General features: G+C 39.9%; 14 protein-coding genes. 6 read left to right on the forward strand and 8 right to left on the reverse strand.

Annotated elements, in window-relative coordinates; translation table 11 throughout:
- Window positions 1–116: 116 nt before the first annotated feature.
- Window positions 117–1946 carry a cytochrome-c peroxidase gene (locus ABMQ40_RS02820; protein ID WP_370896326.1) on the reverse strand — a complete coding sequence of 610 codons (1830 nt, stop codon included), beginning with the start codon at window positions 1944–1946 and terminating at the stop codon, window positions 117–119.
- A gap of 299 nt (window positions 1947–2245) precedes the next feature.
- Between ABMQ40_RS02820 and ABMQ40_RS02825 the strand changes: the two genes are divergently transcribed.
- On the forward strand, window positions 2246–3100 hold the full coding sequence (locus tag ABMQ40_RS02825) for a nucleoside phosphorylase (protein WP_370896328.1): 855 nt from the start codon (window positions 2246–2248) through the stop codon (window positions 3098–3100).
- 42 nt (window positions 3101–3142) lie between these two features.
- Here ABMQ40_RS02825 and ABMQ40_RS02830 read toward each other — a convergent pair whose 3' ends face one another.
- Window positions 3143–3706 (reverse strand): DNA-3-methyladenine glycosylase I, encoded by a 564-nt coding sequence (locus tag ABMQ40_RS02830; protein WP_370896330.1) that lies wholly within the window; start codon window positions 3704–3706, stop codon window positions 3143–3145.
- A gap of 135 nt (window positions 3707–3841) precedes the next feature.
- Here ABMQ40_RS02830 and ABMQ40_RS02835 point away from each other — a divergent pair, with 135 nt between their 5' ends.
- Together ABMQ40_RS02835 and ABMQ40_RS02840 are read left to right on the forward strand one after the other, a co-directional pair.
- Window positions 3842–4108, forward strand: a complete 267-nt coding sequence (locus ABMQ40_RS02835) for a hypothetical protein (RefSeq protein WP_370896332.1) — start codon at window positions 3842–3844, stop codon at window positions 4106–4108.
- Between the two features lie 118 nt (window positions 4109–4226).
- A complete protein-coding gene (locus ABMQ40_RS02840; protein ID WP_370896334.1) occupies window positions 4227–5039 on the forward strand; it encodes an enoyl-ACP reductase FabI in 813 nt (270 codons plus the stop codon).
- Between the two features lie 80 nt (window positions 5040–5119).
- On the opposite strand, the gene ABMQ40_RS02845 is transcribed toward ABMQ40_RS02840, so the two are convergent.
- From ABMQ40_RS02845 to ABMQ40_RS02870, 6 genes are all read right to left on the reverse strand, one after another.
- Complete coding sequence (locus ABMQ40_RS02845; protein ID WP_370896336.1) at window positions 5120–6607, reverse strand: glycoside hydrolase family 30 protein; 1488 nt, start codon at window positions 6605–6607, stop codon at window positions 5120–5122.
- Window positions 6608–6643: 36 nt separating this feature from the next.
- Entirely contained in the window at window positions 6644–7456 is an 813-nt protein-coding gene (locus ABMQ40_RS02850; protein WP_370896338.1) for a glycoside hydrolase family 16 protein, read from the reverse strand.
- A gap of 7 nt (window positions 7457–7463) precedes the next feature.
- Window positions 7464–9686, reverse strand: coding sequence for a beta-glucosidase BglX (gene bglX, locus ABMQ40_RS02855; RefSeq protein ID WP_370896340.1), 2223 nt, complete (start codon window positions 9684–9686; stop codon window positions 7464–7466).
- A 9-nt stretch (window positions 9687–9695) separates the two neighbouring features.
- A complete protein-coding gene (locus tag ABMQ40_RS02860) occupies window positions 9696–11153 on the reverse strand; it encodes a glycoside hydrolase family 30 protein (protein WP_370896342.1) in 1458 nt (485 codons plus the stop codon).
- Window positions 11154–11334: 181 nt separating this feature from the next.
- On the reverse strand, window positions 11335–12870 hold the full coding sequence (locus tag ABMQ40_RS02865) for a RagB/SusD family nutrient uptake outer membrane protein (RefSeq protein WP_370896344.1): 1536 nt from the start codon (window positions 12868–12870) through the stop codon (window positions 11335–11337).
- Between the two features lie 12 nt (window positions 12871–12882).
- On the reverse strand, window positions 12883–15792 hold the full coding sequence (locus ABMQ40_RS02870) for a SusC/RagA family TonB-linked outer membrane protein (RefSeq protein WP_370896346.1): 2910 nt from the start codon (window positions 15790–15792) through the stop codon (window positions 12883–12885).
- Window positions 15793–15968: 176 nt separating this feature from the next.
- On the opposite strand from ABMQ40_RS02870, the gene ABMQ40_RS02875 reads away from it, so the two are divergent.
- The 3 genes from ABMQ40_RS02875 to ABMQ40_RS02885 all read left to right on the forward strand — a co-directional run bounded on the left by ABMQ40_RS02875 (window position 15969) and on the right by ABMQ40_RS02885 (window position 19254).
- A complete protein-coding gene (locus ABMQ40_RS02875; protein ID WP_370896348.1) occupies window positions 15969–17156 on the forward strand; it encodes an MFS transporter in 1188 nt (395 codons plus the stop codon).
- Between the two features lie 23 nt (window positions 17157–17179).
- A complete protein-coding gene (locus ABMQ40_RS02880; RefSeq protein ID WP_370896350.1) occupies window positions 17180–17968 on the forward strand; it encodes an NUDIX hydrolase in 789 nt (262 codons plus the stop codon).
- A 107-nt stretch (window positions 17969–18075) separates the two neighbouring features.
- Window positions 18076–19254 (forward strand): acyl-CoA dehydrogenase family protein, encoded by a 1179-nt coding sequence (locus ABMQ40_RS02885; protein WP_370896352.1) that lies wholly within the window; start codon window positions 18076–18078, stop codon window positions 19252–19254.
- The last annotated feature ends 7 nt before the right edge of the window (window positions 19255–19261 follow it).

Below are 19261 nucleotides of genomic sequence, written 5' to 3' on the forward strand. Positions count from 1 at the left end.
AAAATCAACAACCCAATGTTAAGTGAATTAACTTATTGTTAATTTGAATAAATTCAGCCTAACATCAGGCTTTATCCAATACAGCGTTATTCTTATTACCGCTTCTGAACCGGGTTTTATTTTGCTTTGCTGATATCCGTAAGTGATCTCATAAAGGCAATAATCTGCCTGATCTCGGTTTTTGTTAAATGTAGCTTATCCGGCGGAAGGGTTTGATTTTTCATTTTCAGTCCCAGGCCTTCTCCCCCACCTTCATTATAAAATTCAAGGACCTCTTCCAGGGTATTGAAGGCACCATTGTGGAAATAGGGCTTCGTAAGATCTATATTCCTGACAGTCATAGTTTTGAATGAATTTTCGTATATCCAGGAATTTTCTTTTTTCACCGGGCTGTTGATCCTTCCTTTATCAGTATCCAGCTCTATCGGAGACTGGCTTACCGGCTTTTTGGTGATTCCCAGCACTTCGGATTCGTTTTCGTTATAAAATGGCGGAACAAGGCCTGAGAAATGAGGTGCAAAGTGGCATGTCGCGCAATTAGCTTTTCCCATAAACAGGTTGAATCCTTTTTTAACGTCATCAGCTATTTCTTTTTCATTTCTCATAAAGCGGTCAAAATCGCTGTCAAAGGAATACAGGGAAGCAACATAAGAGCTCAGCGCCTTTGAAAATTTTTCTTTACTAATCTCCCCGTTACCGAAAGCCGCCCGAAAAGCTTTTTTATATTCCGGCTTTGCTTTTAATTTTTTTATGATACTTTCATAGCTGGTATTAAACTCTTCTTCATTATAGATAACGTGCTCGGCCTGCTGCTCGATATAGAAGGCACGCATATCATAGAAAAATCTTTTGGCAAACACGGCATTGTACAGGGAAGGCGAATTTCTCAGCACGGTCTTCCCCTCAACATTGCTCTGGGATTTTGCTTTAAGATCGGTAAAGGCATTTTCAGGCAAATGGCAGGTTGCACAGCTCATCTTACCGTTATCACTCAAATTCTGATCATAAAAAATAGCTTTTCCCAGGCTTCTCAGATCCGCATTATCTTCGGAAGGCTTCAGCAGGGTATAGAAATAGGGATCCAGAAAATCGCTGCTGAAAAGATCCGTGCTTTTTACATTCCATCCGGAAAAGGCTTTCAGGTCATCCGTTCTGCCATCCCATTTCCCTAATTCTTCATACAGAGGCTGAATATACTTTTTATAAAATTCAATTCTGTCAAAAGCTTCAAAATCGGTGTTCTTAGAAAGATAGCTGATCCCTTCCGTCAAAATAGCGTTAGCCTTCTCTATATCATAATTTTTAAAGTAGGGATCGTCATTGATATATTTTTTCATTCCTGTGAAGGCGTGACCGGCCTCTTCGGAGGTATTTAACGAACCCGGCGTATCAAATCCGGTAACTCCCAAAGTATAAATCCTTATCAGCTCTATACGTAGCGGTAATGTCTTATTGTTTCCCCGGCTTAATCCGTTTTTTACCGCACTCAGATAAAAACCCGCGTAGCTGTTATACAGGAAACCCGTAATCTCTCTGATCTTTTCTTTCTGCTCCGGTGCCTCTTCAGAAAATACAAGCTCGTCCAGAACCTGCAATCCTTCCGGTGGTAAGGTATATGCTGAAGTGCCGGCCGCCTCTATATGAAACAAAGGGGCTGCATTAAGGTGCGTTTTTGTAAATTCAGGATAATGATAGGCAATATAAAATTCGATCTCTTTAAAAGAATTTCTGGTATTGCTCAGGGATTCCCGTAACTGAGCAAGAGAAAGCTTATCCTCCGCAAACCGGTCTACATCTGATCTCAGCTGGTCCAGTTTATCTTTAAAATCAGTCAGTCCCCGGTTGATTACCGTGTTTTCACTTTTCGTACCTTCATCAACGGGATTGAATGACATTACTGCAAAGCCTGCCAGCAGGATAACAACAAATAATGGATAAAGCCTCATGAAATTTTTTGAGCTCAAAACTACCATTCATACATTATTTTAAATTTAAATTTGAATTAAATAATGTTTACATTTTATTTTATGGGATTTTTATTAATTTTAAATGCCAAACTAACTCATCATACTAAGATGCTGAAGAGTATTGGAAGAGGGTTACACAATCATGAAAATTAAAATAGGATGAAAATCAAATTATTGCCGGTTCACTCAGACGGGCTACCGGACCTTATAGGGACTACTGTAATGGAGCTCATGTCTTCTCCTTAGAAAACTATTTTTATCAATTAAAAAATTAATTTATGCTTAATAAACTTTCAGCTTCAGAGCTGGTATTGAACGATGACGGGAGTGTTTACCATTTGAATCTTCTGCCTGAAGATATTGCTGATAAGATTATTCTTGTGGGCGATCCTGACCGGGTGCCGAAAGTTTCCGGATATTTTGACAAAATTGAAATCAGAAAAAATAAAAGGGAATTTTACACACATACAGGAATACTGCGCGGGGAAAGAATTACCGTAATGTCCACCGGTATCGGGACTGAAAATATTGATATCGTGATGAATGAGCTGGATGCCCTGGTCAATATAGATCTAAAAAACAAGGAGTTCAAAACCACGCATACCTCGCTGGAACTTTTCCGAATGGGAACCTGCGGGAGTGTAAACCCGGATGTTCAGGTAGACCAAATGCTGGTAACACAAAATGTTGTAGGATTGGACGGATTGATGCATTTCTATCAGGATTATGCATTTGAAAACGAATTTTCAAAAAATTTCCTTGAAAAATTCCCTTATGAGAAAATAAAGCCGATGCTTTATTTCGCAGACTGGGCAGAAGATATCGCCCATTATTATAAGGATGCCAGATATCATGGCAATACGGCCACCTTTCCGGGATTCTACGCTCCACAGGGAAGACAGCTCCGCCTGAAAGCCGTGGATGATCGGTTCCTGGAGACCCTGAATGATCTGGGGATCACCAATTTTGAAATGGAAACCTCCGCAATATATGCACTTTCCAAGCTGCTGGGCCATAAAGCCATTACCGTAAACAACGTAATTGCCAACAGGAGGCGTGGAGAGTTCTCAGCAGATCATCATGCTTCGGAGAAGAATCTTATTGAATGGGTGCTTGAAAGAATTATACGATAGCGATCAGAATAACCAGGGATTTCAATTTGAAATCCCTTTTTCTTACTTTTTATTTCTGGTAAAACAGCTTTCAATATGATCGTTAACCATTCCTGTTGCCTGCATATGGGCATAAACCACTGTAGATCCCATAAATTTGAAACCTCTTTTCTTAAGATCTTTTGCCAGCGCGTCAGAAATCTCAGTAGTAGCCGGCACGTCTTTCAGGGTTTTTGGATTATTATTTATCGGCCTTCCTCCTACAAAATCCCAGATATATTTTGAAAAGCTTCCGAATTTCTCCTGAATTTCCAGGAATTTCCGGGCATTGGTGATCGTTGCCAAAATCTTGAGCCTGTTACGGATAATGCCGGGATTCTGCATCAGCTCTTCTACCTTTTCATCAGAATAGCCTGCTATTTTTTTATAATCGAATTGGTCAAATGCCTGACGGAAATCTTCTCTTTTTGTAAGAATGGTATACCAGCTCAGCCCGGCCTGAAAACTCTCCAGAATTAAAAATTCAAAAATTTTATGGTCGTCATATACAGGTTTCCCCCATTCCTCGTCATGATATTTCCTGTACAAATCGTCTTTTTCGCACCAGCCACAACGTATTTTCTCCATAATTGTGAATGATTATTTGCTTAAAGATAAACATTGAATGGAAAAATATAGCAAAAGATTATGAAAATTTTAACAGTGTACCACAATTTTAGGAATGTTTATTGTTAATTTAATATCAACACAAAAATCTTTATTATGAAAAATTCAGAATACAACAAAGCTGAAAATGCTGTAGACAAAGCAAAATGGAAAATTAATGAACTGGCAGACAAAGCTAAAGATTATATCAATGAAAGAAGGGCCAATGATGAGGAAGCCAGCCAGGAAGATTGGTTTGACAGAGTGAAAGCCAATGTCTCCGAAGCATGGGAAGACATTAAAGACAAGGCCAACGATGCATGGGAAAAAACTAAAGATGCCGCTGAAGATGTAAAAGCGGAATGGAATAAAAAAACCAATTAATTCAGTCAAATAAATATTTTCAAGAAAAACGGAGCCTTTTTATACGGGGCTCCGTTTTTTATTATGCGGTAAGGACAAATATTGCTACATTTGTACTTAAAATAAACATTAAAAAATTATGTCATACGGTTTACTTAAAGGCAAAAAAGGAATCATTTTTGGAGCTCTTAACGAACAATCTATAGCCTGGAAGGTTGCAGAAAGGTGTCATGAAGAAGGAGCCGAATTTATCTTGTCAAACGCTCCTATTGCCATGAGAATGGGAGAACTGAATGCTTTAGCTGAAAAAACCGGTTCTGAAGTAATAGGTGCAGATGCAACCTCAATGGAAGATCTGGAAAAACTTTTTGATGCAGCTGTGGCCAAATTCGGGAAAATAGATTTTATCCTTCATTCCATAGGGATGTCTGTAAATGTAAGAAAAGGGAAACACTATACTGAAATGAACTACGACTGGCTGGAAAAAGGATGGGACGTTTCCGCCGTTTCTTTTCATAAAGTAATGCGGGTGGCATGGGAAAAAGACTGTATGAACGAATGGGGAAGCATCCTGGCACTTACTTATATCGCTGCCCAAAGAACTTTCGCCGACTATAACGACATGGCTGATAATAAAGCATATCTGGAAAGCATTACCAGAACATTCGGATACTACTGGGGAGAAAGAAAAGTCAGAGTAAATACCATTTCACAATCTCCTACGCCTACTACCGCGGGTAGCGGTGTAAAAGGTTTCGGAGGCTTCCTGGGATATGCCGAGGATATGTCGCCTCTGGGAAATGCTACAGCTCTTGACTGTGCCAACTATTGTGTAAGCATGTTCTCTGATCTTACCAGAAAAGTAACCATGCAGAACCTTTTCCATGACGGGGGCTTCAGCAGCACCGGTGTCACTCAAAAAGTAATTGACAAGTACGATCTGAACAAATAATCCGAGATTATTTATGGATAAAATCAAATCGGCGGGCTCTTTGAGCCCGCCGATTTTCAATAAAACTGTTAATATGAAGCTTATAAAATTACAGTCTGTATAGAGTGTGCGGGTGCTGAAATCTTTGCAGCCATTCCTTCGATCCAGAGGTTGGTATCTATATCGTTATCCGACCCATTCATAATAACCGTTACCAACTGACCGTTCTCGTTCATAAATGAAGTAGAGATCAAACCTGAGGTATTGACAGAGCTTCCTACTCTGTAAGCATTAGGTTTTATATATTTGGAAACGTGCCCTATATAATAATATTCATAGGTATAATGTACCTCTCCTGTTTTGGTATCTGCAATAACAGGCGCAAAGCAGAAGTTTCCGACATGGTTCGGCCCTCCTGTTTCATCTAGGAGTACATTCCAGTCCGTCCACAGGGAGGTTCCCCTGTTAAAATCGTTGATCATATTTTTTCCGTAAAGCTCTCCTAGACTCACATCTTCAAGCCTGGACATGGTGAATACCTCTTTGCAGCCTTCTGTAAAGGCAAGAAATTTATCCGGGAAAGCCCTGTAAGTTTCCATTACATTGTCAAACAGCTGGGTCTTGTTATGCCAGGTTTCATACCAGTGGTAAGCGATCCCGGAAGCGTACTTAGAAGTTTCCGGATCACTTAAGGTAGTAGTGGCCCTCTGGTATATCAGATCCCGGTTATGGTCCCAGATCATTACTTTTTTATCTTTATATCCGTTCTTCCATAGGGTCGGGCCCAGGTTATTCTTCAGGAAAGTTCCTTCTTCTTCGGCTGTATACAGGCACGATTCCCAGGTTTGTTTGGCCATAGCCTCATTCTGAACAGTCAGTCCCCAGATCTTAATGCCTCTTTTCTCATATTCCCTGATAAACTTTACATAATAATCTGCCCACGTCTGGTAATACTGTTTTTCCAGCTTTCCGCCATTCAGCATGTCTTTATTGGTTTTCATCCAGGCGGGCGGGCTCCAGGGTGAAAAGTAAAGCTTAAAATCGCTTCCTATTGATTTCTGCGCTTCCCGGATCATGGGAATTTTATATTTTTCATCATGGGCTATGGAAAATGATTTCAATGAAGTATCATTATCTTCCACATAAGTATAAGAATCACTTGAAAAGTCACAGGAATTCATATTGGTCCGTACAACCGTATATCCCAGCCCATTTTTACCGTAATAGGCCTCTATGATCTCCCTCTGCCTGTCTTTGGGCAATTTATAAAATGTTTCAGCGGCAGCATCCGTAATGGCACCCCCGATCCCGATCAGCTTCTGATATTTAAAATCAGGATCAACAAATATACTGGCCTCATTTTCTTTAGGCTGATCGAATTTTTCAAATTTCACAGTTCCTTTATCTGCCAGCTTTTCGTTGTTTTTGGCATTGGTAACGATCACTCTGGCTGTCCTGCCTGCATTTTTTTTCCAGAAGCTCTGCGCATTGATATTGGACATCAATCCTATAGCAAAACAACTTATGATCAGTTTTTTACAAACGTTATTTTTATAATTTTCCTTGTATTTATGAATCTTTGATTTCATGTTTTTTCTTTCTGTTTTCCCCATAAACTGATTGCCTTATTTATTCTGATAAACCCTTACATAATCTATATAGAACTTTTGAGGAAAAATGTTGTCATCAATACCTTCTTTTCCGCCCCAAAAACCTCCTACCGCCAGGTTCAGAATGATATAATAAGGCTGGTCAAAAGGCCAGGCTCCATAAGTTTTCTCTTTATTCTCATAGGTAAAATACTTTATATCATCCACGTAAACGTCAATTTTTTCGGGAGTCCAGTCTGCTTTATACACATGGAACTTCTCACTTGCATCCTTTACGATCAGGGTATCTGTTTTTTGGGTTCCTATTTTATGATTGTATTTTTGGGTATGGACAGAAGCATGAATATATCCCTGGTTGAAACCCACATGCTCCATAATATCCAGCTCCCCGTCATCCGGCCATTTTTTCATGTTCTCACTCATCATCCAGATGGCAGGCCATGTGCCGCGGCCTTTAGGGAGCTTTGCTCTCACTTCCACCGTTCCATACTGAAATGAGAATTTACCTTTTGTTAAAAGTCTTGCAGAGGTATATTTCCTGTTTTCCCAGTTTTCTTTTCTGGCTTCAATAATAAGATGGCCTTTCTCAACTCTTGCGTTATCCAGGCGGTTTCTGGTGTAAAACTGGTCTTCATTATTTCCGTAACCATGTCCTCCTACATCATAATTCCATTTAGATGAATCCGGCAACCCCTTGTAATCAAATTCATCACTCCAGATCAGTTTTCTGCCGGAATCCGGCCGGCTGCTTGAAACACAGCTTATGGACGTCAGAGCCAATATCCCTCCTAAAAGCAAATAAGTAAAACAATAAGTTTTGATTTTCATGATGCTACTATTTAATCCAGTTAATTCTTTTGGTCTGAACATCCTGGGAATTTGTTCCCACCATAATATCAAACTCACCGCCTTCCCAGTCATAATTCAATTGATCGTCGTAGAATTTCAAATCTTCCGGGGTCAGCCTAAAGGTCACTGTTTTTGTTTCTCCCTTTCTGATAAATACTTTTTGGAAGCCTTTCAGTTCTTTTACGGGTCTTACCACTTTTCCGAACAAATCCCTGATATAAAGCTGAATCACTTCTTCACCATCGTATTTTCCGGTGTTGGATACATTCACACTGATATTCAACACCTGGTTTCCTTTAAGGCTGGTAGAGCTTAATGTCATCTCCGAATATTTGAAGGTGGTATAGCTCAAGCCATATCCGAACGGAAATTTAGGATCATTATCGAGGTCAATGTAAGCTGAAACATAATTTCTGTCTGTATTGTTCTTTGCCGGTCTTCCGGTGTTGTAGTGGTTGTAGTAGACCGGGATCTGTCCTTCGGACCTCGGAAAACTCATCGGCAGTTTTCCTCCCGGGTTGGTAGCACCGAAGAGTACATCCGCAATAGAATTTCCCGCTTCTGTCCCAAGCCACCAGGTATACATGATTGCAGGGATATTATCTGCAGCCCAATTGAAGATCAGGGGACGCCCTGCATTGATCATCAGAACAATCGGCTTTCCGGTTTTGGCAACTTCTTTTAACAGTTCTTCCTGAACTCCGGTAAAATGAATATTGCTACGGCTTTTAGCTTCACCGCTCATGGCATGCCCTTCTCCTAAAGTCATAATCACAACATCCGCTTTTTTTGCTGTTTCCACTGCTTCTGCAAACATGGATCTGTCCTGGTCATCAACATTGCATCCTTTTGCATATAGTAATGTTGAGTTCTTATCCAGCTGATTTCTGATTCCGTCGAACTGAGTGACAATTCTCTGAGCGTCATCCTTAAATGCTATCGACCAAAAGCCATGATTCGCCGTAGTCTCTTTCCCGAAAGGCCCGATTAAAGCTATTGTTTTTGTTGATTTTGAAAGCGGAAGAATATTTCCCTGGTTCTTTAAAAGAACAATGCTTTTGGAACCGAACTCTCTTCCGAACTTTCTGTTTTCCATATTATTGGTCTGTGCCTTCTGTCTTTTTTCATTGCTAAATTTGAAAGGATCATCAAACAATCCCATTTCAAACTTTTTGGTCAGAATCCGCCTTGCTGCATCGTCAATAAACTTCATATCCACTTTTCCTTCCTGGACCAGCTTAGGCAATTCCGCCATATAGGCATGGCTTTCCATGTCCATATCACTTCCTGCCAGTATCGCCCTTTCCGCCGCTTCTTTTTTATCCCTGGCATAGCCGTGGGGCACCATTTCCCCTATGCTTCCCCAATCTGAAACTACGAAGCCCCCGAAGTTCCATTTGCCTTTCAACAGATCTCTTAAAATATATTTGTTGGCGGTTGCCGGAATCCCGTTGATATCATTGAAGGAATTCATGAAGGTGGCCACCCCGGCTTCAGCTGCTGCTTTGAACGGAGGGAGATAAGTTTCATTCAGTTGTCTTAAGCTCATATCCACAGAATTGTAATCTCTGCCGCCCACAGCTGCCCCATATGCCGCAAAGTGTTTCGCGCAGGCCATGATGGCATCAATATTTCCAAGGCCTTTTCCCTGAAAGCCCCTGATCCTTGCTAAGCCTATCTGAGTTCCCAGGTAGGTATCCTCTCCTGACCCTTCCATCACTCTTCCCCATCTCGGATCCCTTGCTACATCAACCATCGGTGCAAATGTCCAGTGGTTCCCATAAGCAGATGCTTCCGTTGCGGCAATCCTTTCCGACTTTTCAATCAGATCTAAATCCCAGCTTGCTGCCTGGCCGAGATTAACCGGAAATGTAGTCCTGTATCCATGAATCACATCCTGGCCGAACAATAAAGGAATCTTCAGGCGGGACTGCAATGCCAGCTTCTGAAAGGAACGGGTTTCTTCGGCTCCGGCTACATTGAGCATAGAACCTACCTTTCCTTTCTTTATTTCTTCCAGAACGGTAGCTGAATTTGAATTCTGCGGTCCGGTTGCATATTCAAATCCGCTGTACTGGACCAGCTGGCCCACTTTTTCTTCCAGGGTCATTTTAGCAAGAAGCTCAGAAACTTTCTGATCGATGGTTTTCTGCCCGTAAACATTTATTCCAAATGCTGAGAACAGTAATAAGAAATAAATTCTTCTCATGATTTTCATTTAAAAGATATAAGTCGCTGTAGAATTTCCCGGGATGGTTACAGGAGCTATTTTCTGATTATATTTGATATTAAAATTCTTATCTGCCGTGTTACCGTTCTGCACTATCAGAACCGTTTTTCCTGCCGGTGTTCTGAACGCTACCGTAGAAAGATTGTCAGCCTGCGTTGAAGCTATTCTCTCTGAATTTGCCGGAACAAATTTGGACGCGTGGGCGATGATATAGTAAGCAACATTTTTATCATAGCTGCTTCCTCCCGTAATGGTAACCGCTCCTTTACATTGTGTACATCCGCCCGGTGTATGAGGACCGAAAGATGCGTCATTTGCTACATTCCATTCCAGAGCGGTCTTGCTCCAGTTCCTCATTGAGCCTATGATGACATTTTTAGTGTGCCAGCCAAGATCTCCTGAGAAATCCCCTGTAGAACTCGTCCATTGCTCCGTAAAATAAACATTTTTATTGGGGAACAGATTGTGAACATTCCCTAATGCAGAAATATCTCCTGCATACAAATGGAAAGCCGAGCCGTCTACAAAGGAATTGGCTGCAGCATCATTAAGAATACTCAACGGATACACGATATTATCACAATTATGATCGTAGACAATAATTTTTGTGCTGATACTGGCTGTCTGAAAAGCTGGTCCCAAATGGTTCTTGATAAAAGTTGTCTGATCCGCGGCCGTCATATACATGCTTGGGTTATTTCCCGGATGTAAAGGTTCATTTTGAGGCGTTATTGCATGGATCCTGATTCCCTGCTCCTGCATAGCCTGTATATATTTCACAAAATATCTGGCATACACATCATAATATTCCGGTTTCAGGCTTCCGCCGATGCTATTCCCGTTGTCTTTCATCCAGACCGGAGCAGACCATGGAGTAGCCAAAATCTTAATATCAGGATTAATGAGCAGAATGTCTTTCAGCATCTGGACAAGCGCCTGATCTTTTGCCAGACTGAACTGTGAAAGGCTGAGATCTGTTTGACCTGCAGGTACATCATCATAAGAAAATACTTCACTGTTAAGATCCGAAGCTCCAATGCTGATCCTGAGATAGTTTACCGCTATTCCCGAATTTCCAAAGAGGTCATTCAACAGTTCCAGCCTTTTGGATGGTGTAAGCTGGTTAATCACCTGCACACTGCCTCCGGTAAGCGTATACCCGAAGCCGTCCACGGTCTGATAAACCTGTGAAGGATCTATCTCTATAATTGAATTGGTATTGGCAGCCGAAGAAAAATACGCGGTATTCTGCTGCTGAAGCTTTACAGACTGGTCTCCTTTTGTTAGCCATATCTGAACCGGATCTCCCGTAGCGTTACCATTTTCCGGATTCTCATTATTGGAAATAACTGAGGATGTATTACTGCACCCCAAAAAAGAAAGAAGTGCTACACCGCAAAGTGCAGCACTTCTAATAAAGAAACTATATGAATATTGTAATTTCATATTTTAAAATATTATTACGTACAGGGTTCTATATTTCGCACGAAATTCAGCTGTATTATATCGTAACTGTTCTGACTACCTAATACAGCTACCTTTAGTCTGATTCCCGGGTCTGCTTATGCTAACATCCAACATTCCGTGCTTAAATATACTAAACTATCCTTTGTACTCTAAAAATAATTTAATATCCAGGGTTCTGGTGTAAAGCTGTATTGGTGAGCTCATTGAAAGGAATTGGCAAAATTTCGTTTTTACCGGCCTGAAATCCTCTCGAACCTAATTTTGCAGGAGCATCACCCCATCTTACCAAGTCGAACCAACGATGTCCTTCACCTGCTAATTCTCTTCTCCTTTCATCTTTAATAGCCTGCATAGAAACAGGTACTGATGGTAAACCTACTCTTTCTCTTACTGCATCCAGTAAGGCCTGAGCCCTTGCACCCGAGCCTCCCAAAGCTTCTGCCTCCATTAAATAAGTGTCTGCTAATCTTATAGCAATATAATTCTGACGGAAATTCAGCTCAGTGGCACCCGGCAAATCAGAAACATCTGTAGTTCTAGGTAAGTATTTATTTAAAAAATATCCTGTATCCTTATAAGCCGGAGAATAAGTTACTTTACCTTCCTGAACATATTTTTTGGCATTAAAGATTGTTGCATCCAAACGAGGATCCCCTTGCATAAAATTGAATAAATCTTCTGTAGCCGGATTAAATGACCATCCTGAATATATGCTTGGTGCATCATTCGGAGTAACATCTGTAAGTTTGTATGACCTGATTCCCACCATTACACAAATACTATTGCCTTCATCTTTTCCCTGGCCCCAGAAGCCCCAGTCCGCATTACTTTTATTAGTATGCATTACTTCTAAGATTGATTCTGTAGTAAATTTGTTATCTACTTTCCATAAATCAGCATAGTTTGATACTAGTTTATACCCATACTGGCTTGTTTCTCCCGGCGTTCCGTTTACCATTTCAAGCTGGGCTGCCGCTTGACTGTATTTTTTGTCATATAGATAAATTTTACCAAGAATCGCACGGGCTGTTCCCTGGGTAATCCTTCCTTTTTCTGTTGCTGCCGTAACGGTCATCGGAAGGTCATCAACAGAGGCAAGAATATCCGATTCTATCTGCGCATAAACATCTTCTGGTTTAGCCTGAGGAATGTTATAATAATCATCCGTTGTTTTAATCGTTTGTAAAATCAATGGAATATTTTTAAACATTCTTACCAGTTCAAAATAATATAATGATCTTAAAACCTTAGCCTCTGCAATAAATCTTTTTCTTGTCTGGTCATTCATATCAGCATTCGGAATTCTTTCAATCAAAAGGTTTGCCCTTGCAATTCCCTGATAGTAATCCCTCCAATAGCTTGGAGGCATGATTACCGGATTTATACTATAGCTGGCAAAACCCTGAATCCCCGCTCCATCTGTGGAACTTCCTCCACCGGAATAGAAATCATCTGAAGCCGCATTAAAGAATGTAACCATATTCTCAAATCCTCCAGAGTATTTTCTCAGAAGATCATAAGTAGCAACCAGTCCCGAGAATGCCTGTTCTTCATTCCTGAAATAATTTTCTGAATCGAAAGTTCCCGTATTTTTTACATCTTCCAGATTACTATCATTACAGGCTACAGAACCTAAACTGAAACCGGCCAATAATAAAACCGTTACACTTTTATATATAAATCTTTTATTTTTCATTTTTCTTTTTAATTAAAATTGAACATTAGCACCAAAAAGGAAAGTTCTTGCTTGCGGATAATAAGCCCTATCTATACCGAACGTGTCACCGCCTGCAATTTCAGGATCATAGCCTGTATATTTTGTAAAGGTTACGAGATTCTCACCTGTGATATAGAATCTTATCTTACTGGCTCCTATATATTCTGAAACGTTCTTTGGTAACGTATAGCCTACCTGTACCAGCTTCAGACGTAGATAGCTTCCATCCTGTAGATAATAATCAGACATCCTTGTGAAGTTTTGATTTGGATCATCCATAGTTACTCTCGGAGTTGAATTCGAAGTTCCTTCACCAGTCCATCTGTCCAATATGGCAGTTTGATAATTTGCATAATTGATATCCAATCTTCTCAGTCCCTGGAATATCTTGTTTCCTGCCTGTCCCTGAGCAAATACCATAATATCAAAATTTTTATAGTTCATATTCAAGGTGAACCCAAAAGTGTATTTAGGCAAAGAATTTCCTAGGTAAACATAGTCATTTTCATCAATTTTACCATCTCCGTTCGCATCAAATCTTTTAAAGTCTCCCGGTTTTGCATTAGGCTGGATCAATTGTCCGTTACTGTTTGTATACGCATTAATTTCTGCCTGATTTTGGAAAATACCTATATTTTGGTATCCGAAGAAAGATCCGTAAGGGTAATTCAGCTGTAGCCTTGAAACATTGCCCATCGACTGGAATGAAGCAAAATTCACATAAGGCTTGTCATCTTCTAATCTTGTAATTTCATTCTTTAAATATGAAAAGTTACCATTAGCAGAGAATCCGAAATCTCCCCAGTTCTTTTTATACCCCAAACTTACTTCTATCCCTTTATTGTTCATATCACCGATATTTCTCCAAGGGTTTGTACTTAATCCCAAGTATCCCGGGATTTCCACTTGTCTCAAGATATCTGTTGTCTTCTTCTGATAAAGATCCACCGTCAAATCAAAATTCCTGAATAATTTCAGGTCAGCAGCAATGTTAAATTGCGCTGTCCTTTCCCATTTCAGGTCAGGATTTTCAAGTGTGCTCGGTGCATAACCAATATGAATATTGTTATCTCCGAAGGTATAGTTACTACCCGGAACCAGGAAATTGGCAAATTTGAAATCATCAATCGCATCATTTCCTAAAACACCATAACCTCCTCTTAATTTTAAACTATTTACAACATTATTCTGTGGCCAGAAATTTTCATTGGATACATTCCAACCCAAGGACATGGCCGGGAAATTTCCCCAGTGGTGATTAGGCCCGAATTTAGAAGACCCATCTCTACGAATAGTTCCGGTGAAAAGATATTTATTCTGATAGTCGTATACTACCCTTGCAAAATAGGATGCCTTGTGGGTATGCTTTCCATCCCAGGCATTTGTACTTCTGTTTGCCTGCGGAATCTCAAAATTAAATGATGCATCTTCCCAATTATTGACAGGAAGATTAGTATAGGTAACATTCTGCCCTGAAGAAATATTATATTCATAATATCCCTGTCCCAATAAAACATTCAAACTATGATCTCCAAACTTATTTTGATAAGTCAATGTATTTTCAGTACTCCATTCAAACTTCTTTTCATTCTGTCTGAATAAACTGTTAAATGTATCATTCTTATATGATGGGCTTAAATAAAATAAAGGTGTGAAGCCCTGTTGTCCCCAATAAGAAAGCTTACCATTAACACTGGTCTTAAAATTAAAGTGTTTCAAAAACTTAAGATCTGCAAATACATTAGCGACAAAATCATCAGACCAGTTGTATCTTCCCAGCTGGGTTTGTTTGAAGGCTAAAGGATTAGACATCTCCTGATTCACATAGTGAGATATACCGTAAGGGTTTCCGTTGGCATCTCTTATGATGTATTGATTATTATAGTCTGCCGGAAAAGGCTGATTTTGTATTCCGTTTGTTACAACCACCGGCGTTATAGGATCTAAGTTGATAGCTGAACTTAAAGGTCCTCCAAATTCACCATTAGCGGTAATTCCTGCTGATTTGGTATGCGTGTAAGCAAAAGTCTGTCCTACCGTTAAAAAATCAAATACCTTATGAGTAGAGTTTAATCTGGCGTTGATTCTTTTATAGTTAGAAATATCTCTCATTACAATCCCCTGTTGATCGTAATATCCAAAGGATGAATAATAAGTGGATTTATCATTCCCGCCACTGATACTGAATTCATGCGAAGAGCGCTGAGCACTGTTGAAAATAACTTTTTGCCAGTCAGTCCCCACGCCATAGGATGAAGGATTTGCAAATATATTACCATGCCCGTCATTTGTACTTGCCTCATTCATAATGGTAGCATATTCAGTAGCGTTCAACAGGTCTAGTTTATTTGCTGCGCTGCCTACACCAAAAAAACCGTTATATGAAAGGTTTAATCTTCCTTTAGTCCCTTTTTTGGTTGTGATAAGAATCACCCCTTTTGCGGCGGATACTCCATAAATAGCAGCTGAGGCTCCATCTTTCAGGATTTCCATGTTTTCAATATCAGATTGATTCAACCAACCGATATTATCCACAACAATCCCGTCAACAACCCAAAGAGGATCGTTACTTCCGGCCCCAAAACTGGTAACCCCACGTACCCTGATGGTTGCTGCTGAGCCAGGTTGCCCTGAATTTGAAATTACAGAAACCCCCGCGGCTCTACCCTGCAGGACCTGCTCCGGTCTTCCGGCAGGCACGTCATCAATATCTGATGCTTTAATACTTGAGATTGCTCCGGTTACATTGCTTTTCTTCTGAGTACCATAACCGATCATTACCACTTCCTCTATTTTCTGCTCTTTCGGAATGGTATCATTCGCTGTGTTCTGGGCATTGAAATTGGCTGTGAAATAGAGTACAGCAACCATCCCTAAACTTCTAGATATTCTTACATTCATATACAGTTAGTTTTTAATTCTCAAATTGAGACAATAAAAATATATTTTTTTTTAAATAATTAACATTATATTAATAAATATTTTAATTTTTCGTTTATTTTTGGGGGTTGAAAGGCATAATTCAACGATCATAAATCATAAAAAATCATAAAATCCAAATAAAAAAATTCCCCAAAATGATTACCAAACCCTCCGAAATCTCACTTCCATTAAAACTTACTTTTTTGATTTTTTCAATGGTTCTGAACTGTATGGGTATCGTAATCTTACAGCTTTCCGAGGCAAAGATTACCTTTGAAAAACTGGGTTTTCTGGAATCTTTTAAGGATCTTCCGATTGCCTTTATTTCACTTTTTGCCGTAAACTTTATCAGTAAGTTCGGAACCAAAAAATCATTGATCTTTGCGTTAACGGTTGTTGGAATCTGCTCTTCGGTCCTTCCTTTTGTAGAAGTTTTCTGGTTTTATAAACTTTGGTTTTCCATAATAGGGATTTGCTTTGCCATCGGTAAGATCTGCGTTTTTGGAATTATCCGAAACAACATATCTGAGGAAAAATCGCTCGCAAAAACCATGAACAGCGTGGAAGCTTCATTTATGATCGGGATATTTGTTGTCAATACCGGATTTGGCTGGCTTATTTCAAGCCGGTATTCTGAATTCTGGAAATTTGGCTTTATGTCTATCTCTGTACTCTCTGCCATTGCAATTATCCTTTTCTCAAAACTACCCGTTTCGGAGCCTCCGGCTACTGATAACAAAGACATTCTTTCGGATCTGTCGGGATTTGCCAAACCTCACGTTATCCTATTTTTTACAGTCATTTTCTTCATTGTTTTTATAGAGCAAAGCTTTAACTCATGGCTTCCTTCCTTCTATAAAAATCATTTAAAGGTAAATTCCTTTTTCGCATTGCAGGCATCCTCGTTCCTGGCTCTTTTTTCCTATATAGGAAGAACCGTCACTGCCAATATCATCCAAAGATTCTCATTATCGAGATATTACACTCTTTGCCTTGTGCTGATCATCTTTATCCTTTTTATTATTTGGGGTGTTGAGCATTTCGGATCATCAGATTCCAGAGTATTATTATTTTTATTCCCGGTCATTGGATTATTTTTATCTCCCCTTTACCCTGTTATCAATTCCAAAATGATAGCTAAAATCGACAGGGAAAAAATAAATCTTCTCACTTCTTTTATTGTTATTTTCTCTTCCTTGGGCAGTTCTGTCAGCTCAATCATCATGTCATTACTGTTCGCAAACCAGCTCCTGAACCTGTATTCCGTTTATATTTTACTCGCTGTATCACTGTTGTTTACGATAAGTTTACTATATTTTTATTCCTTAGGGAAAAACATATAAAAAATAATTTTATTTTTACTCCCATGAAAATCGAAGACACTAAAAATAAACAGACCCTTCAGGAGCTTATTGATACAAAAGATTTTGTAGCACATGTATCTGTTGACTGCACCATATTTGGTTTTCACAACAATATTTTGAAGGTTTTGCTTTTGAAATATCATGACCTGGATCTGTGGTCACTTCCGGGAGGATTTGTTTTCAACGATGAAGACCTTCGGGAAGCCGCCGCACGCGTACTGTATGAAAGAACACACCTTAAGGACCTTTTTCTGAAGCAGTTTCATACTTTCGGAAGAATAGACCGTACAGAAAATAATGTTCATCAGATCCTGCTTCAGAATAAAGGGATTGAAGTGCCCAAGGACCACTGGATCTTTCAAAGATTCATCACCGTAGGATATTGCAGCCTCATCGATTTTTCCATCGCCGATACTTTTCCGGATGCCTTTAATGAGACCTGTGAATGGTTTGAAGTAAATAAACTTCCTAAAATGGCTTTCGACCATGACAGGATCATTGAAACAGGCCTTGAATACCTTCGTATGAACATCAATACGGAAGTAGCGGCAAGTAATCTCCTTCCCGAAAAATTTACAATGAAGGACCTCCAGTCTCTTTATGAAACCATTTTGGGTGAAAAATTCAGAAGGAACAACTTCCAACGTAAAATTTTAAGCCTGAATATTCTTGAGAGGCTTGAAAAACTCTATGACGGCTCCGCCAATAAAGCACCGTATCTTTATAAATTTAAGAATAAGGGACATAATTCAACCAGCCAGTATCCTATCTCCGGTAACGAACAGAACTAGTCTCTTTCCGTAGCTTCATATAAGAAACTAAAAACCAGGCCGTTCAAGGCACTAAAAAAAATTTCTCCGAAATACTGAAAAGTCTTATTTTTAGAAAAATAAAAAACATGTCATATTATCCTCTTACAAGCATTCCCGATTATTATGGAATTGATGCTTTGCTTACTGAAGAACATAAACTGATCCGTCAGTCAATAAGGAATTGGGTAGAAAGTTTCGTTATGCCTAAAATTGATCAGGCAGCACAGAATCATACCGATCTGCCTGGTCTGATGAAAGAATTAGGAAACATCGGGGCGCTTGGCCCATATATACCTGTGGAATACGGAGGTTCCGGCCTGGATCAGATTTCTTACGGCCTTATCATGCAGGAGTTGGAAAGAGGAGACTCAGCGGTGCGATCTGCTGCGTCAGTACAAAGCTCCCTTGTCATGTTTCCGATTCATGAATTCGGTTCTGAAGAGCAAAAAAGAAAATATTTACCTAAGCTGGCTGCCGGAGAGATGATCGGTTCGTTCGGACTTACCGAGCCTAATCATGGTTCTGACCCCGGATCCATGGAAACCCACTTCAAAGATATGGGCGATCATTATCTTTTAAACGGAGCCAAAATGTGGATTACCAATTCTCCTTTATGCGATATCGCCGTAGTCTGGGCTAAAAATGAAGAAGGAAAGATCCAGGGACTTATCGTAGAAAGAGGTATGGAAGGCTTTACCACACCCGAAACCCATAACAAATGGAGCTTAAGGGCCTCTAAAACAGGCGAGCTGGTGTTTAATAATGTAAAAGTTCCCAAAGAAAATCTACTTCCCGGCGTTACAGGCCTAAAAGGACCTTTATCCTGTCTGAATTCAGCCAGATATGGGATCTCATGGGGAGTAATAGGCGCTGCCATTGACTGCTATTGTACTGCCGTTCAGTATGCTAAGGAAAGAAAACAATTTGGGAAACCTATTGCTTCTTACCAGCTCCAGCAGAAAAAACTGGCGGAATTTTTAACCGAGATCACCAAGGCCCAGTTACTCTGCCTTCAGTTGGGAAATCTTAAGAATGATCATAAAGCTACTCCCGCTCAGATCTCAATGGCTAAAAGAAACAATGTGAAAATGGCTATTGATATCGCAAGGGAATCAAGGCAAATCCTGGGCGGTATGGGAATCATGGGTGAATTTCCGATGATGAGGCATGCTGCGAATCTTGAATCTGTAATTACCTATGAGGGGACCCATGACGTTCATTTATTAATTACCGGCCTGGACATTACAGGAATCAACGCTTTTTAAAAAGATA

It is taken from the genome of Chryseobacterium gossypii, assembly GCF_041361455.1.
Classification (GTDB): domain Bacteria; phylum Bacteroidota; class Bacteroidia; order Flavobacteriales; family Weeksellaceae; genus Chryseobacterium; species Chryseobacterium gossypii.

Coding starts and splice junctions, on each gene's coding strand:
- ABMQ40_RS02820 (WP_370896326.1), bottom strand. CDS start 1,946: ATGAGGCTTTATCCATTATTTGTTGTTATCCTGCTGGCAGGCTTTGCA.
- ABMQ40_RS02860 (WP_370896342.1), bottom strand. CDS start 11,153: ATGAAATTACAATATTCATATAGTTTCTTTATTAGAAGTGCTGCACTT.
- ABMQ40_RS02835 (WP_370896332.1), top strand. CDS start 3,842: ATGAAAAATTCAGAATACAACAAAGCTGAAAATGCTGTAGACAAAGCA.
- ABMQ40_RS02840 (WP_370896334.1), top strand. CDS start 4,227: ATGTCATACGGTTTACTTAAAGGCAAAAAAGGAATCATTTTTGGAGCT.
- ABMQ40_RS02875 (WP_370896348.1), top strand. CDS start 15,969: ATGATTACCAAACCCTCCGAAATCTCACTTCCATTAAAACTTACTTTT.
- ABMQ40_RS02880 (WP_370896350.1), top strand. CDS start 17,180: ATGAAAATCGAAGACACTAAAAATAAACAGACCCTTCAGGAGCTTATT.
- ABMQ40_RS02850 (WP_370896338.1), bottom strand. CDS start 7,456: ATGAAAATCAAAACTTATTGTTTTACTTATTTGCTTTTAGGAGGGATA.
- ABMQ40_RS02845 (WP_370896336.1), bottom strand. CDS start 6,607: ATGAAATCAAAGATTCATAAATACAAGGAAAATTATAAAAATAACGTT.
- ABMQ40_RS02865 (WP_370896344.1), bottom strand. CDS start 12,870: ATGAAAAATAAAAGATTTATATATAAAAGTGTAACGGTTTTATTATTG.
- ABMQ40_RS02870 (WP_370896346.1), bottom strand. CDS start 15,792: ATGAATGTAAGAATATCTAGAAGTTTAGGGATGGTTGCTGTACTCTAT.
- ABMQ40_RS02885 (WP_370896352.1), top strand. CDS start 18,076: ATGTCATATTATCCTCTTACAAGCATTCCCGATTATTATGGAATTGAT.
- ABMQ40_RS02830 (WP_370896330.1), bottom strand. CDS start 3,706: ATGGAGAAAATACGTTGTGGCTGGTGCGAAAAAGACGATTTGTACAGG.
- ABMQ40_RS02825 (WP_370896328.1), top strand. CDS start 2,246: ATGCTTAATAAACTTTCAGCTTCAGAGCTGGTATTGAACGATGACGGG.
- bglX (WP_370896340.1), bottom strand. CDS start 9,686: ATGAGAAGAATTTATTTCTTATTACTGTTCTCAGCATTTGGAATAAAT.